We start from the raw sequence: 14515 nt of genomic DNA, 5'->3' as shown, positions 1-14515 counted from the left end.
ACCCCGGTGGCGCTACGCTTACCGGGGCTACCGGATTGTGCGGTCTGTATTCCCCGGTGGCGCTGCGCTTACCGGGGCTACAAATGATAATCTGATTTTTGTAGGCCGGGTAAGGCGAAGCCGCCACCCGGCTTTTTTATACGGAGGGAGAGATGAAACGAGCTTTGATCGCAGGTGTTTCGTTACTGCTGAGCACCAGCGCCCTGGCGGATGAGTGCGCCAACGCCAGCACCCAGGTTGAACTGAACACCTGCACCGCGGAGCAATATCAGGCGGCGGATAAAACCCTGAACCAGACTTACCAGGCTGTGATGAAGCGCGCCGCGGCCCCCCAGCGCGATCTGCTGAAAAAGGCCCAGCAGGCGTGGATCGCCCTGCGCGATGCCGACTGCGCCTTTGTCGGCTCGGGCACTTCAGGCGGCTCCGTTCAGCCAATGATCGTGAATCAGTGTCTGGCGGATAAAACCCGCGAGCGGGAAGCGTATCTGGCCTCGCTGATGCAGTGTGAAGAGGGCGATTTAAGCTGCCCTCTCCCACCGGCAAATTAACGCACCCGGATCCCTTCGATAATCATCCGCTGCACGTTATCCACGGTGCTGTGGAAGAAGTCGTCATCCTTCAGCGACTTGCCGGTCACCGCCTCCACCTGGGCAGAAAAGTCGGCGTAGTGCTGGGTGGCGGCCCAAATCATAAAGATCAGATGATGCGGATCTACCGGCGCCAGTTTGCCGGTGGCAACCCACCCGGCAATGATCGCCGACTTCTCATCCACCAGCGATTTCATATCGCCGCTCAGCACCGTTTTCAGCAGCGGTGCCCCCTGCAGCATCTCCAGACAGAACAGCCGCGAGGCCTGGGGATAGTCCCGGGAGACCTCCAGCTTGAGGCGGATATACTGCTGGATCGCCACCAGCGGGGTGAGCTCCTCGCGAAACGCCTTCAGCGGCGCCAGCCAGATATCCAGGATCTGTTGCAGGACGGCAACGTACAGCGCCTCTTTTGAGGGGAAGTAGTAGAGCAGATTGGTTTTCGATACCCCCGCCAGCTCGGCTACCTGTTCCAGCCGCGTGCCGTGAATGCCAAACTGCGAAAAGGTCTCCAGCGCCGCCGAGAAGATCGCCTGTTTTTTCGCGCTCACCGCCTGCGAACGTTTACCGCCTGTTTTCACTGCGCCTTGTGCCATGTGCTCACTCCTTGTTGATCTGTTCCCAGCATAGCAAAAACCCCTGAGTGACCACGACTATCTGCACCGCGACCGCGCACGACTGCCTGCTTTGTGTGCAACTATTTTGACCAGACAGTCCACTTTTGCCGCCAGCATTTTATCAACCATCAGTTAACACATTAATAACATTGCCAATTTCAAACCTGGCATCCGCTTTGCAAAACAGGCTTACGCGGCTGAACAGGAGATGCAGGATGCAGCGCCACGTCTGACTTTCACCCCTATGTTGAGATGAAGAGAGGTTAGCGATGAAAATTGGCGTATTCGTTCCCATTGGCAATAACGGCTGGTTGATCTCCACCCACGCGCCGCAGTACATGCCGACCTTCGAGCTGAACAAAGCCATCGTGCAAAAAGCAGAGCACTACCACTTCGACTTTGCCCTGTCGATGATCAAGCTGCGCGGCTTCGGCGGTAAAACCGAATTCTGGGATCACAACCTGGAGTCCTTCACCCTGATGGCCGGGCTGGCGGCGGTCACCTCGCGGATCCAGATCTACGCCACCGCCGCCACCCTCACCCTGCCTCCGGCAATCGTGGCGCGGATGGCCTCCACCATCGACACCATCTCCGGCGGGCGCTTTGGCGTTAACCTCGTCACCGGCTGGCAGAAGCCGGAGTATGAGCAGATGGGCCTCTGGCCGGGGGATGAGTACTTCTCTAAACGCTACGACTACCTCACCGAGTATGTGCAGGTCCTGCGGGATCTGTGGGGCACCGGCAAGAGCGACTTCAAAGGCGAGTTCTTCACCATGAACGACTGCCGGGTCAGCCCCCAGCCGTCGGTGCCGATGAAGGTGATCTGCGCCGGACAGAGCGACGCCGGGATGGAATTCTCGGCGAAATATGCGGACTTCAACTTCTGCTTCGGCAAAGGGGTCAACACCCCGGCGGCCTTTGCGCCCACGGCGGCACGGATGAAAGAGGCCGCGGAGAAAACCGGGCGCGACGTCGGCTCCTACGTGCTGTTTATGGTGATTGCCGACGAAACCGACGAGGCGGCACGGGCGAAGTGGGAACACTACAAAGCCGGGGCCGACGACGAAGCCCTGAGCTGGCTCAGCGAGCAGAGCCAGAAAGACACCCGCTCCGGGGCGGACACCAACGTGCGGCAGATGGCCGATCCCACCTCTGCGGTGAACATCAATATGGGCACCCTGGTGGGCTCGTATGCCAGCGTGGCGCGGATGCTCGATGAGGTCGCCAGCGTACCGGGCGCTGAGGGGGTACTCCTGACCTTTGATGATTTCCTCTCCGGGATTGAAACCTTCGGCGAGCGTATCCAGCCGCTGATGCAGTGCCGCGCTCATCTTCCGGTTTTCACTAAGGAGGTCGCGTAATGACCACCCTGCCCGCACGTCCGGAAGCCATCACCTTTGATCCGCAGCACAGCGCGCTCATCGTGGTGGATATGCAGAACGCCTACGCCAGCCCCGGGGGCTATCTCGACCTCGCCGGGTTTGACGTCTCCGCCACCCGGCCGGTGATCGACAATATCCGCACCGCGGTGGCCGCCGCGCGCGCCGCCGGGATCCAGATAATCTGGTTCCAGAACGGCTGGGATGAAGAGTACGTGGAGGCGGGCGGCCCCGGCTCGCCCAACTTCCACAAATCCAACGCCCTGAAAACCATGCGCCAGCGCCCGGAATTGCAGGGCAAGCTGCTGGCGAAAGACGGCTGGGATTACCAGCTGGTGAACGAGCTGGTGCCGGAGCCGGGCGACATCGTGCTGCCGAAACCGCGCTACAGCGGCTTCTTTAATACCCCGCTGGACAGCCTGCTGCGCAGCCGCGGGATCCGCCATCTGATCTTTACCGGCATCGCCACTAACGTCTGCGTGGAGTCGACCCTGCGCGACGGCTTCTTCCTCGAATATTTCGGCGTGGTGCTGGAAGACGCCACCCACCAGGCGGGCCCGGCGTTTGCCCAGCAGGCCGCGCTGTTCAATATCGAAACCTTTTTTGGCTGGGTTACTGATGTCGCCACCTTCTGCGACGCCCTTTCCCCTGCCACCTATGCCCGTATCGCCTGAGGAGTGAACCCATGCCAAAATCTGTGATTATCCCGCCAGGCACCAGTACGCCAATCGCCCCCTTTGTGCCAGGTACGCTGGCAGATGGCGTGGTTTACGTCTCGGGCACCCTGCCGTTCGACGCCCACAACAACGTGGTGTTTCCCGATGACCCAAAGGCGCAAACCCGCCACGTGCTACAGACCATCCAGCGCGTTATCGAAACGGCGGGCGGAACGATGGCGGACGTGACCTTCAACAGCATCTTTATTACCGACTGGAAAAACTACGCCGCGATTAACGAAATCTACGCCGAGTTTTTCCCCGGTGATAAGCCTGCGCGGTTCTGCATTCAGTGCGGGCTGGTGAAACCCGAGGCGCTGGTGGAGATCGCCACTATCGCCCACATTGGCCGGTGAGGTTGCCATGAAACTGTCTATTTCACCTCCGCCCTTTGACGGCGCACCGGTGGTGGTGCTGATTGCCGGGCTGGGGGGCAGCGGCAGCTACTGGCTGCCCCAGCTGGCCGACCTGGAGCAGGAGTATCAGGTGGTTTGCTACGACCAGCGCGGCATCGGCAACAACCCCGGCGAGCTGCCGGAGGCGTACAGCCTGGCGCAGATGGCCGATGAGCTGTGGCAGGCGCTGAGCGAGGCCGGGATAAGGCGCTTTTGCGTGGTGGGCCATGCGCTGGGGGCGCTGATTGGCCTCCAGCTGGCACTGGATCGGCCCGGAGCGCTCAGCGCGCTGGTGTGCGTCAACGGCTGGCTGACGCTGCATCCCCATACCAAACGCTGCTTCCAGGTGCGCGAGCGGCTGCTGCATGCCGGTGGCGCCCAGGCCTGGGTGGAGGCCCAGCCGCTGTTTCTCTATCCCGCCGACTGGATGGCCGCCCGCCAGCCGCGCATGGAGGCCGAAGAGGCGCTGGCGCTGGCCCATTTCCAGGGCAAAAACACGCTCCTGCGCAGGCTCAATGCCCTGAAGCGGGCCGATTTCAGCTGCCAGGCGCTGCGGATCCGCTGCCCGGTGCAGATTATCTGTTCCGCCGACGATCTGCTGGTGCCCGCCGTCTGTTCAACGCAGCTGCACGCCGCCCTGCCCGGGAGCGTCATCACGGTGATGCCACGGGGCGGCCACGCCTGCAACGTCACCGAGCCGGAGGTCTTCAATGCCCTGCTGCAAAACGGGCTCGCCAGCCTGCTGCACCGCCACGAACGCTTATCGAAGGAGTTGCCATGAGTGAAGCCATCACCCCGACCGCGCAGCATGCGCTGTTTACCGAAGCACGCACCCACAACGGCTGGCTGGATCGCCCGGTCAGCGACGAGACGCTGCGCGACATCTACGACCTGATGAAGTGGGGCCCCACCTCCGCCAACTGCTCCCCGGCGCGGATGGTGTTTATCCGCACCCCGGAAGGTAAAGAGAAGCTGCGCCCGGCGCTTTCCAGCGGCAACCTGCAAAAGACCCTCACCGCCCCGGTGACGGCCATCGTGGCCTGGGACAGCCAGTTTTATGACCGTCTGCCGGAGCTGTTCCCCCACGGTGATGCCCGGAGCTGGTTCACCGCCAGCCCGCAGCTCGCCGAGGAGACCGCCTTTCGCAACAGCACCCTGCAGGCGGCCTATCTGATTGTCGCCTGTCGGGCGCTGGGGCTCGATACCGGGCCGCTCTCCGGCTTCGACCGGGAGAAGGTGGATGCGGCCTTCTTCACCGGCAGTAACCTGAGAAGCAATCTGCTGATCAACATCGGCTATGGCGACACCAGCAAACTCTACGGGCGCCTGCCCCGCCTGAGCTTTGACGACGCCTGCGGGCTGGTATAAGGAGCGCTCATGAACATTGATAAACAAGCCTTTCGCGATGCCATGGCCTGCCTGGGGGCGGCGGTGAATATCATCACCACCGACGGCCCGGCCGGACAGGCGGGTTTTACCGCCAGCGCGGTGTGCAGCGTCACCGATTCGCCGCCAACCCTGCTGGTGTGCCTCAATCGCGGTGCCTCGGTGTGGCCGGTGTTTCACGACAACCGCACCCTGTGCGTCAACACCCTCAGCGCCGGGCAGGAGTCGCTGTCGAATCTGTTCGGCGGCAAAACCCCGATGGCGGAGCGCTTCGCCGCCGCCCGCTGGCAGATCGGGGAGACCGGCTGTCCGCGCCTGGCAGACGCGCTGGCCTCGTTCGACTGCCGGATTAGCCAGGTGGTCAGCGTGGGCACCCACGACATTCTGTTTTGCGAGATCCTTGCAATCACCCGCCACCCGGAGCCGCAGGGCCTGGTGTGGTTTGACCGCGGCTACCACGCCCTGATGCGACCCGCCTGTTAACCCTCCTTAAGGAGCAGCTGATGGCACTATTCGGTTTTCCTCACTGGCAGTTGAAATCGACCTCTGATGAACGCGGCGTGGTCGCGCCGGATGAACGTCTCCCGCTGGCGCAAACCGCGGTGATGGGCGTCCAGCACGCGGTGGCGATGTTTGGCGCCACCGTGCTGATGCCCATTCTGATGGGGCTGGATCCCAATCTGTCGATACTGATGTCGGGGATCGGCACCCTGCTGTTTTTTTTCATTACCGGCGGACGGGTGCCGAGCTATCTGGGCTCCAGCGCGGCCTTTGTCGGGGTGGTGATTGCCGCTACCGGCTTTAACGGCCAGGGGATCAACCCGCAGCTGAGCGTCGCCCTGGGCGGGATTATCGCCTGCGGCGCGATCTACACTGCGATTGGCCTGGTGGTGATGAAGCTCGGCACCCGCTGGATCGAAAGGCTGATGCCGCCGGTGGTCACCGGGGCGGTAGTGATGGCGATTGGTCTGAACCTGGCCCCGATTGCCGTCAAAGGCGTTTCCGGCTCGGCGTTTGACAGCTGGATGGCGGTGGTGACGGTGCTGTGCATCGGCCTGGTGGCGGTCTTTACCCGGGGGATGATCCAGCGGCTGCTGATCCTGGTGGGGCTGATCTTCGCCTGCGTGATCTATGCTCTGCTGACCAGCCTCTTCGGGCTCGGCAAACCGGTCGATTTCGCCCTCGTGCAGCAGGCAGCGTGGTTTGGCCTGCCGCAGCTGACCTCACCCACCTTTAACGGCCAGGCGATGATGCTGATCGCCCCGGTGGCGGTGATCCTCGTTGCGGAGAATCTCGGCCACCTGAAGGCGGTGGCCGGCATGACCGGGCGCAATATGGACCCGTATATGGGCCGGGCCTTTGTCGGTGACGGGCTGGCGACCATGCTGTCGGGCTCGGTGGGCGGCAGCGGCGTGACCACCTATGCCGAGAATATTGGCGTGATGGCGGTGACCAAAGTCTACTCGACGCTGGTGTTCGTGGCGGCGGCGGCCATCGCCATGCTGCTCGGCTTCTCACCCAAATTTGGCGCGCTGATCCACACCATTCCGGCGGCGGTGATTGGCGGGGCGTCGATTGTGGTGTTTGGCCTGATTGCGGTGGCCGGGGCGCGGATCTGGGTGCAAAACCGGGTCGATCTCAGCCAGAACGGCAACCTGATTATGGTCGCCGTCACCCTGGTGCTGGGGGCCGGTGATTTCGCCCTCTCCCTCGGGGGCTTTACCCTGGGCGGGATCGGCACCGCCACCTTTGGCGCGATTGCGCTTAACGCCCTGCTCAGCCGCCGGATAGCCGGGGTGACGCAGGGCGAGGTGGCGGTTCAGGATCCTTAGTCGATAGTGGCGCTGTCGATGTCGGGCAGCGCCTTTTTCTTTCTCTTAAGCTTCAGCTCGCTCACCAGCACGCCTGCGATGATAAAGGCCGCCCCCACCAGGGCGAGTAGCGGCAGGCGCTCCCCGGCCAGACGGCCAAAGATCCCCGCCCACACCGGCTCCCCGGTATAGATCACCGTCGCCCGGGTGGGTGAGACGCTGCGCTGGGCCCAGTTCATCGTCACCTGAATAATGGCGCTAAAAATCCCCAACCCAAGGGCGACAATCACCAGCCCGGATGAGATCGGCGGGACGGACTCCCCGGCCGGGATCATCAACAGAAACGCCACCAGCGAGGCGGTCGCCAGCTGCACAACGGTGACGCGCTTGACGTCCACCTTTCCGGCCCAGGCGCCGATCAAAATAATCTCAGCAGCAATCGCCACCGCCCCCACCAGGGTGATTATCTCCCCCTTTCCGAGCGCCAGCAGGTTATCGTCCGGCCCCGCCAGCAGGATCAGGCCGATAAAGGCCAGCACAATCCCGATGCAGGACATCACCCCCGGTATGCGGCGCAGGCAGAGCCACTGCAACAGCGGCACCAGCGGCACATACATGGCCGTGATAAACGCCGACTTGCTGCTGGGAATACTTTGTAATCCCCAGGTTTGCAGGCTGTAGCCCAGCGCAATGGAGACGCCGATCGCCAGCCCGGCTTTCAGCTCGGTCATGGTCAGGCCGGGCAGTGTTTTCAGGGAGATAATCGCCACCGCAATGGCCGCCGTGGCGAAGCGCAGGCCGACAAAAAAGAAGGGATCGCTGAGCGTGACGGCGTACTGCACGGCAAGAAAGGTCCCGCCCCAGAACATGGTGATAAGGATCAGGATCGCTTCCTGCGGTTTGATCGAGAAGGCATAACGGGAGGAGGACATGGGGCACCAGCACAAAGGGTCAATCCGCTAGTGTGGAAGGAATTTGATAACACTTCAATAACAGGCATAAAAAAACCGCCGGGGATCCCGGCGGCGGGGGGTGCCAGTGGTCATGTGACCCATACTTCAGACGTCTGCAACTTAACTGCTCTTGTTGCCGCCATGGCTATTTTTGCCCCCTTTTTTGCCAGCTTCGGATGCGCGTTGAGGGTCGTTTTTAAAGTTCCCCCCGCTTTGCTGGCCACCTTTACGTCCTGCTTCTGATGCTCTTTCACGGTCTTCTGCAAAATTACCAGACCCACCACGATGGTTTGCCATGTCGGACCTCCAGAGTTATAAAACATAAGACTTAATACTGTATTCAGTGAAGGCTATTCTTTCACCTGGCGGCGCTAAAAAAGTGTCTTTATCTGCGCCACGTGAACCTAAGCTTAGTGGAGTATGAGCATTCATCCAGCTAACCGTAATATTCTGCAATACGAAATCAGCCTTTCGTATGACGCTCGTCGAAACGGAACCATAAGCCTTTCTTATCATTCTAAAAATTCACAATAGCGAAAATGTGTCATTTTGCTACGAAAGAAAGGCCATCCGCTTTTTTGTTTGAAATCAAATAAATGGCGGCCAGATTTGCAGTCTCGCTGTCACGTCATATCTTTAAAAGAGTGCAGCATGCCGCTGCCTTAAAAATCATGCGAGGAGTGAAGCGAAATGACGAAAATTCTGGTGCTCTACTATTCCATGTACGGACACATCGAAACCATGGCTCATGCAGTGGCGGACGGCGCCAGGAAAGTCGAGGGGGTTGAGGTGGTAATCAAACGCGTACCGGAAACCATGCCAGCGGAAGCCTTTGCCAAAGCCGGGGGGAAAGCGCAGGATGCGCCGGAAGCCTCACCGCAGGAGCTGGGCGATTACGACGCTATCATCTTTGGCACCCCGACCCGCTTCGGCAACATGTCCGGGCAGATGCGCACCTTCCTCGACCAGACGGGCGGGCTGTGGGTGAAGAATGCGTTACACGGCAAAATCGCCAGCGTGTTCAGCTCCACCGGTACCGGCGGCGGTCAGGAGCAGACCATTACGTCGACCTGGACCACCCTTGCCCATCACGGTATGGTGATTGTGCCGATCGGCTACGGGACACCGGAGCTGTTTGATATTTCTCAGACGCGCGGCGGTACGCCGTATGGGGCGACGACTATCGCCGGCGGTGATGGCTCGCGCCAGCCGTCGGAAGCGGAACTGAACATTGCCCGCTATCAGGGTGAATATGTTGCCGGTCTGGCTGCTAAACTGAAAGGTTAACTCTCAACAGGAGGATTACTATGCCAACTCAAGAAGCTAAAGCACATCGCGTCGGAGAATTTGCGCGTTTACGTAATACGTCACCGGAGATCGCCGAGGCGATTTTTGAAGTCGCAAAATATGACGAAAAACTGGCAGAGAAAATCTGGGAAGAAGGCAGTGATGAAGTGCTGGTGATAGCCTTCGATAAAACCGACAAAGACTCGCTGTTCTGGGGCGAGCAGACCATCGAGCGCAAAAACGTCTGATACGCGTGCTGACAAAAAACGCCTGATGGCGCTACGCTTATCAGGCCTACGGGGTGCGGACCCGACCCTGGACTTGTAGGTCGGGTAAGCGAAGCACCACCCGACGTTTTGTTCCCTCTCCCCTGTGGGAGAGGGAACACGCTTATTTCGCCGCCGTGTTCAACACCGTATTAAAGGTCTCCACCGGGCAGAATCCATCCGCATCTACCGGACAGCCGCTCAGCTCCAGCGTGACGCGCTGCGCCGGGGCTTTCAACGTCAGCACCTGGGCATTACGCAGCTGCTCCGTACTCTGATAAACATACTCAATTTTCATCAAATCACGGTTGCCGGTCTTATCATGCCAGCGCTGGAAGACGATCTTGCCGCCTATCGGCGTGCGCTCGTACTGACCGGGCAGCTGATAGGGTTTGAAGTCGAGGGCTTTCAGCAGCGAGGCGATGTTGGAGTCATGCCCCACCAGCAGGGTGACCTTCGGCGCTTTCGCCTGGTCGGTGACCAGCGCGTTGTCGATATACTTCACCAGCGGCTTCGCCACGTTCCGCGCCACCTCCGCTGAAGTAAACAGCGAGTCCTGATAGCCGTTTTTCAGCTGGGACAGCACGCGCCACTGCTGATCGGTTTTGATCTCGCCCCAGGCCACCTGATCCAGCGGGAAGCCTTCGTAATATTGCAGAGTAAACGCATCCACCAGCGAGTTACCCACCTTCAGCGGACCAGAGACGCCGGGCTCTTTCTGGTACTCGGCGCTGTAGGTGTCTTTCGCGTCGGTCAGGGAGCAGACCTGTTTCTCTTTGCAGGACGGCGAATCCTTGTAATCGGTCATCTGCTCCAGCAGCCGGTAGCTCTCGTCGAGCTTCATCCCCTGACGCTCGGTGTTCATCGCCTGCAGAGCTTTCTCGCGGAATTCCGGGGAGTTGTCGGTGATCACCGGGTTAAAGGTGGGGTCCATGGTACCCATCTGTTCCTGATGATGCACCGGCACGTCGCAGCCCGGGAAGGCCCCGGTGATGAAGAACTGCGCCGTCGCCACCGTGCGCTGCAGGCTGTTGGCATAGGCATAGACGCTGTTCGCCGTCGGGCACTCCCCGGCGGTCACCACGCCCTCCTCCGCCAGCCACTCGCGCATGTAATGGCCCATATAAACCTCCAGCACGCCGCCTTTGGTGGTGAGCTGTCCGCCCGGCACATCCCACTCCGGCCATTTTTCCGGGGTTGACTGCTCCAGCACGCTGCCGTTATTGGCCAGCGGCGCGCGCAGGTTGTGACGGCTCATGATCAGAACCTGTTCCAGCTGATACCCTTCCGGCGCGGTTTGCGCCTGGACACCGCAGGACAGGCCGATGCTGCCCGCCACGGCGACAGCAATTAGTGCTTTTCTCATCCCTAATTCCTCACTCTGTTTTATCGTCGTAAACAGTGTGACAGATTTGTGACGGATTACCTGGAGCCTGCCCGCAAAGTGACAGCTTACTTTGTGTATGAAGGCGAATTGGTTTTATAATAAAACTCACCGCTGATAAGGAGCCCCCGTGAAACGAACCCGCCTGGAAGAGAGTCCCTGCCCTGTTGCCCGCTCGCTGGATATTATCGGCGACTGGTGGTCGCTGCTGATTGTGCGCGATGCCCTGCGCGGGGTGACGCGTTTTGGCGAGTTTCAGAAGAGCCTCGGCATCGCAAAAAACATGCTGGCGACCCGGCTGAAACTGCTGGTGGACGAGGGGATTCTGGTGCTGCAACCCGCCTCCGACGGCAGCGCGTGGCAGGAGTATGTCCTTACGGAAAAGGGCCGCGCCCTGCAAACCGTGCTGGTGGCGCTCTCCCAGTGGGGGAATGCGCATCTGTTTGCTGAAGGGGATGTCGGAACGGTAATGGTGGATGCCCGGGATCGGTTGCCGCTGCGCAAGCTGGCGATGGTGGCGAGCGACGGGCGGGAGCTGGGGCCGGAGGAGGTCGTGGCGAAATATCCGCCGGCAAAGGGGTGACAGGGCCTCAGCCTTCCACCACCGGGGCATCAGCAGGTTCGCGGTTTAACCGTTCCGGATCCTCCCGTCGATACCAGGCTGAGGTTTTCCAAACAGATAGCCTTGTGCAAGATCGCACCCCAGTGCCTGAAGATTTTCCAGCTGTTCCAGCGTTTCAACCCCTTCTGCGACCGTTTTCATATTGAGGGACTTCGCCATCCCCGTAATGAGTTTGATGATGTTAAGGGCGTCTTCCTGGGTAGATATCGAATGCACAAAGGACTTGTCTATTTTGATTTTATCGAAGGCGAGTTTACTCAGCCGTGAAAGAGAAGAGTATCCCGTACCAAAATCATCAATGGAGATTTTCACGCCCAGGGCTCTGAGCCGGTTAAGCGTATTCAGCGGCGTACTGTTTTCGGTAAAGAGAGAAGACTCCGTCACCTCCAGTTCAAGGCGGTCAGCCGCAAGCCCTGTCTCTTTCAGAATGGTCAACACTATTGCGGCAAAGGCTTTGCTGCTTAGCTGAACAGGGGAAACATTGACTGAAATTTTTACCGGAACCGCCCAGGAAGCCGCTTCCCGGCAGGCCAGTTCCAGCACCGTTTTGCCCATCTCGTTGATCATTCCTGTTTTTTCAGCAACAGGAATAAAGCTGTCCGGCGACAGAAGGCCCTTCAGAGGATGCATCCATCGAATAAGGGCCTCATAGCTGTAGATCTCCTGACTGAACGAATCGACAATAGGCTGGTAGTAAACCACAAATTCTTTGTTCACTATGGCCATGGCCATATCATGCTCAAGGGTTCTGCTTTCCTGCAGTTTTTCTAACATGCGTTGGCGGAAAACTTTTATATGTCCGGAGCCCTCTTTTTTGGCTTCATACAGAGCCAGATCGGCAAATTTGTAGAGATAGTCGGCGCGGCGTTCGGTTGCAGAGATAACAATCCCCACACAGGTGGCGATATTGATAATCGTGTTATCAATAGTGTAGGGCTGGTTGATAGCGTCACATATTTTTTGGGCGCGCGAAACCGCGCTGCTCTCAGTCAGACCGCTCGAGAGAAAGGCAAACTCATCCCCCCCTAAGCGATAAAGCGTTTCTGACGTCAGGCTTATCGACATCAGGCGGTCGGATATCTGGCGTAATAACCTGTCGCCGGCATCATGCCCCCAGGTATCATTGACCTCTTTGAAGCGGTCTAAATCAAATAGCATCACCGCCACAGAGGCATTATTCCTTTCTGCCGCTTCGATGATTTTTTTTAAATTATCCCAGAAAAACTGGCGGTTATTCATCCCGGTAAGCGAATCGTGGTAGACGTCATATTCCAGCTGGGCGTTCTGAATTTGCAGTTTTTCTTTCGATGTCTGAAGCTCTTCCGCAAGGCTGGTGACCTGCAGATGCGCCTTCTGAATATTTCTGTTCTGATAGAAGATCAGCGTCCCGAGGATGGCGCTCAGTATTATCAGCAGTACAGAGGTTGCGGAATAAATATAGTACAGGGTTTGAATTTTGAGGTTAGCGCCGCTAATCGAGTTAACGTCCTTGTCTAATGCACCGGATGAAAGACGGCTGAGCGGCGCATCAAGCGTATGCATTGTTTTAAGGTAGTTCTCGAGTTCCGGACGGTTCATTTTCTCAAGATGAACATCCAGATATTTAAGTATCGTTTCAAGTTGTATAGCCAGTTCATGGTGTGATTTATTGCTTTCGATATAACGCCCCAAATCACCTTCTTTGGTTAAATCGCTCTGGCTGAGCATAATGTCAAGACGCAGGCGCACATCATCGATCGACAGCGTATCATCAATAGTATAAAGGCCAAGCACTGATTCGAATCGGTAATATTCTGATACCAGCTGTGCAGCAGACCATGAATCAGTGTAGTGAGTCAGTTTTTGTAACTCTTCCTGTCTTTCATGCACAAGAAAAGATATATATCCCGTAGAGATAAAAAGGAAAAAAATGATGCCCGCCAGTATCCTGTTCATGATGCTCTCCTGAACGCCTATTCGATCATCATTTTGCTGACCTGCCATGCAGACCTTGAATAGAAAATCTGATTATTCAGTTCAGGCAGGCTGTCATAAGGATAGACGACGAATAGCGGCCCTTTATCACGGATACGCATATATTCTCCGTTGATTTTCAAGGCAAGGATGACGTTGTATTTTTTGAAATCATTGAGCGGAATAACGGTAGTGTAGTCATTGAGCGCCGTGACCTTAACGATAGAACCTTTCGCCCCGACATAATCCATGAGCTTTTGCAGTGGAACACCCGTAAAGGTAGGACGCCCATTATACCAGGGAGAGGTGGTCTGAAAACTTACCATGCCCAGTTTCTCAAGGCTGGCGATATCAAAAACGGCTTTCCCGTCTTCATTTGTATTTTGGATATTACCGGACAGGGTTAAAAGGACTTTACCGGCAGGTTTGGGAAGCTCACCCGCCCAGACCTGAGTGGCTGCCACGAGGCCTAACAACAAGACAATCAAGCGCATTCTAACCTCACCTTTCCATCAAATGTAAAGAAGTATAATTTAGTTATTATGCTATTAATATATGTCGTCAGACTATTATGGATTCAATAAATTACAATTAGCATTTATCACATAAAAATCAAGAAGTTAAACCCCATTGCGATTCATGATGTTGGTTAGGTATGGTCTGAATTGTTATTTGAGATAGGTTAACGCCTTTCTTGCCTGTACAAAAAACAAGCCACCGGGTTATTAAGTGTAAATATACCCGCACAGAGATGAAGGTTTAATTTCTCTTTGCAGCCACACAGGATTCTCACCCGCATGCCGAACGTGCTTCATGCGTTGCAGCCCACGGTAGCACGTTTACTGCGCGAGACCTTTGCCATGCAGACGTTCGTTCCTGGATGCAGCGCGTCTCTGGACCAGCCCCGCAACTATTCAGATCGGTGCAGGGATTCATTTAAATATTTCCCGCTCGACGCCAGTCTCGTTCGTTGCATAATATTTAATTTCGGCTTTTTGCAGCCGCGTTCCGCCCATACGTCCGGTGTGAGTGGCCATCTAACAGAAGTGAGGTAATACATCTCTGCAAGCCCCAGCGATTATATTAGTGTAAAAACCTATATTACCTGGACTTGTCCATCTGAGATATTCAGTGCATTACGCTTAAACTCAGAAACAAT

Annotated in this window: 17 protein-coding genes; 11 read left to right on the top strand and 6 right to left on the bottom strand. The window is 57.5% G+C overall.

The genetic code is table 11. The features are described from left to right. Window positions 1-152 precede the first annotated feature (152 nt). Complete coding sequence (locus tag GNG27_RS08610; RefSeq protein ID WP_156263394.1) at window positions 153-548, top strand: lysozyme inhibitor LprI family protein; 396 nt, start codon at window positions 153-155, stop codon at window positions 546-548. Here GNG27_RS08610 and rutR read toward each other — a convergent pair. Then, a complete protein-coding gene (gene rutR, locus GNG27_RS08605) occupies window positions 545-1183 on the bottom strand; it encodes an HTH-type transcriptional regulator RutR (protein ID WP_142489014.1) in 639 nt (212 codons plus the stop codon). The genes GNG27_RS08610 and rutR overlap by 4 nt on opposite strands. 290 nt (window positions 1184-1473) lie before the next feature. Between rutR and rutA the strand changes: the two genes are divergently transcribed. The 7 genes from rutA to rutG are packed head-to-tail and all read left to right on the top strand — an operon-like array spanning window position 1474 to window position 6912. Next, entirely contained in the window at window positions 1474-2565 is a 1092-nt protein-coding gene (gene rutA, locus GNG27_RS08600; protein ID WP_156263393.1) for a pyrimidine utilization protein A, read from the top strand. Further along, the gene (gene rutB / locus GNG27_RS08595) at window positions 2565-3257 is read left to right on the top strand and encodes a pyrimidine utilization protein B (protein ID WP_156263392.1); all 693 of its coding nucleotides are present in this window, start codon (window positions 2565-2567) and stop codon (window positions 3255-3257) included. Before rutA ends, rutB begins: the two co-directional genes overlap by 1 nt. An 11-nt stretch (window positions 3258-3268) precedes the next feature. Further along, window positions 3269-3655, top strand: coding sequence for a pyrimidine utilization protein C (rutC, locus tag GNG27_RS08590; protein ID WP_106992667.1), 387 nt, complete (start codon window positions 3269-3271; stop codon window positions 3653-3655). 7 nt (window positions 3656-3662) lie between these two features. Beyond that, window positions 3663-4475 (top strand): pyrimidine utilization protein D, encoded by an 813-nt coding sequence (rutD, locus tag GNG27_RS08585; RefSeq protein ID WP_156263391.1) that lies wholly within the window; start codon window positions 3663-3665, stop codon window positions 4473-4475. After that, entirely contained in the window at window positions 4472-5062 is a 591-nt protein-coding gene (locus GNG27_RS08580; protein WP_142489010.1) for a malonic semialdehyde reductase, read from the top strand. Before rutD ends, GNG27_RS08580 begins: the two co-directional genes overlap by 4 nt. A gap of 9 nt (window positions 5063-5071) precedes the next feature. Next, on the top strand, window positions 5072-5563 hold the full coding sequence (rutF, locus tag GNG27_RS08575) for an NADH-dependent FMN reductase RutF (protein WP_142489009.1): 492 nt from the start codon (window positions 5072-5074) through the stop codon (window positions 5561-5563). A gap of 20 nt (window positions 5564-5583) precedes the next feature. Next, window positions 5584-6912, top strand: a complete 1329-nt coding sequence (gene rutG / locus GNG27_RS08570; protein ID WP_156263390.1) for a pyrimidine utilization transport protein G — start codon at window positions 5584-5586, stop codon at window positions 6910-6912. Here rutG and GNG27_RS08565 read toward each other — a convergent pair. Then, the gene (locus tag GNG27_RS08565; RefSeq protein ID WP_156263389.1) at window positions 6909-7823 is read right to left on the bottom strand and encodes a DMT family transporter; all 915 of its coding nucleotides are present in this window, start codon (window positions 7821-7823) and stop codon (window positions 6909-6911) included. The genes rutG and GNG27_RS08565 overlap by 4 nt on opposite strands. Before the next feature lie 141 nt (window positions 7824-7964). Next, window positions 7965-8141, bottom strand: coding sequence for a general stress protein (locus tag GNG27_RS08560; protein WP_032617468.1), 177 nt, complete (start codon window positions 8139-8141; stop codon window positions 7965-7967). A gap of 393 nt (window positions 8142-8534) precedes the next feature. Here GNG27_RS08560 and wrbA point away from each other — a divergent pair, with 393 nt between their 5' ends. Both wrbA and GNG27_RS08550 read left to right on the top strand, forming a co-directional pair. Continuing rightward, window positions 8535-9131 (top strand): NAD(P)H:quinone oxidoreductase, encoded by a 597-nt coding sequence (gene wrbA, locus GNG27_RS08555; RefSeq protein ID WP_142489006.1) that lies wholly within the window; start codon window positions 8535-8537, stop codon window positions 9129-9131. 20 nt (window positions 9132-9151) lie between these two features. Continuing rightward, on the top strand, window positions 9152-9379 hold the full coding sequence (locus GNG27_RS08550) for a YccJ family protein (protein WP_142489005.1): 228 nt from the start codon (window positions 9152-9154) through the stop codon (window positions 9377-9379). Window positions 9380-9521: 142 nt separating this feature from the next. On the opposite strand, the gene agp is transcribed toward GNG27_RS08550, so the two are convergent. Then, window positions 9522-10763, bottom strand: a complete 1242-nt coding sequence (gene agp / locus GNG27_RS08545) for a bifunctional glucose-1-phosphatase/inositol phosphatase (protein WP_142489004.1) — start codon at window positions 10761-10763, stop codon at window positions 9522-9524. Window positions 10764-10911: 148 nt separating this feature from the next. Between agp and GNG27_RS08540 the strand changes: the two genes are divergently transcribed. After that, window positions 10912-11364 (top strand): helix-turn-helix domain-containing protein, encoded by a 453-nt coding sequence (locus GNG27_RS08540; RefSeq protein ID WP_156263388.1) that lies wholly within the window; start codon window positions 10912-10914, stop codon window positions 11362-11364. Window positions 11365-11409: 45 nt separating this feature from the next. Here the strand turns inward: GNG27_RS08540 and GNG27_RS08535 are convergent, their stop codons facing one another. Both GNG27_RS08535 and GNG27_RS08530 read right to left on the bottom strand, forming a co-directional pair. After that, window positions 11410-13338: a bifunctional diguanylate cyclase/phosphodiesterase gene (locus tag GNG27_RS08535; protein WP_142489002.1), complete on the bottom strand. Its 1929-nt coding sequence runs from the start codon at window positions 13336-13338 to the stop codon at window positions 11410-11412. Window positions 13339-13355: 17 nt separating this feature from the next. Beyond that, on the bottom strand, window positions 13356-13850 hold the full coding sequence (locus tag GNG27_RS08530) for a molybdopterin-dependent oxidoreductase (RefSeq protein ID WP_142489001.1): 495 nt from the start codon (window positions 13848-13850) through the stop codon (window positions 13356-13358). Between the last annotated feature and the right edge of the window lie 665 nt (window positions 13851-14515).

It is taken from the genome of Leclercia sp. 119287 (assembly GCF_009734485.1).
Lineage (GTDB): Bacteria > Pseudomonadota > Gammaproteobacteria > Enterobacterales > Enterobacteriaceae > Enterobacter > Enterobacter adecarboxylatus_C.
This window is presented reverse-complemented; position numbering and strand designations above follow the sequence as displayed.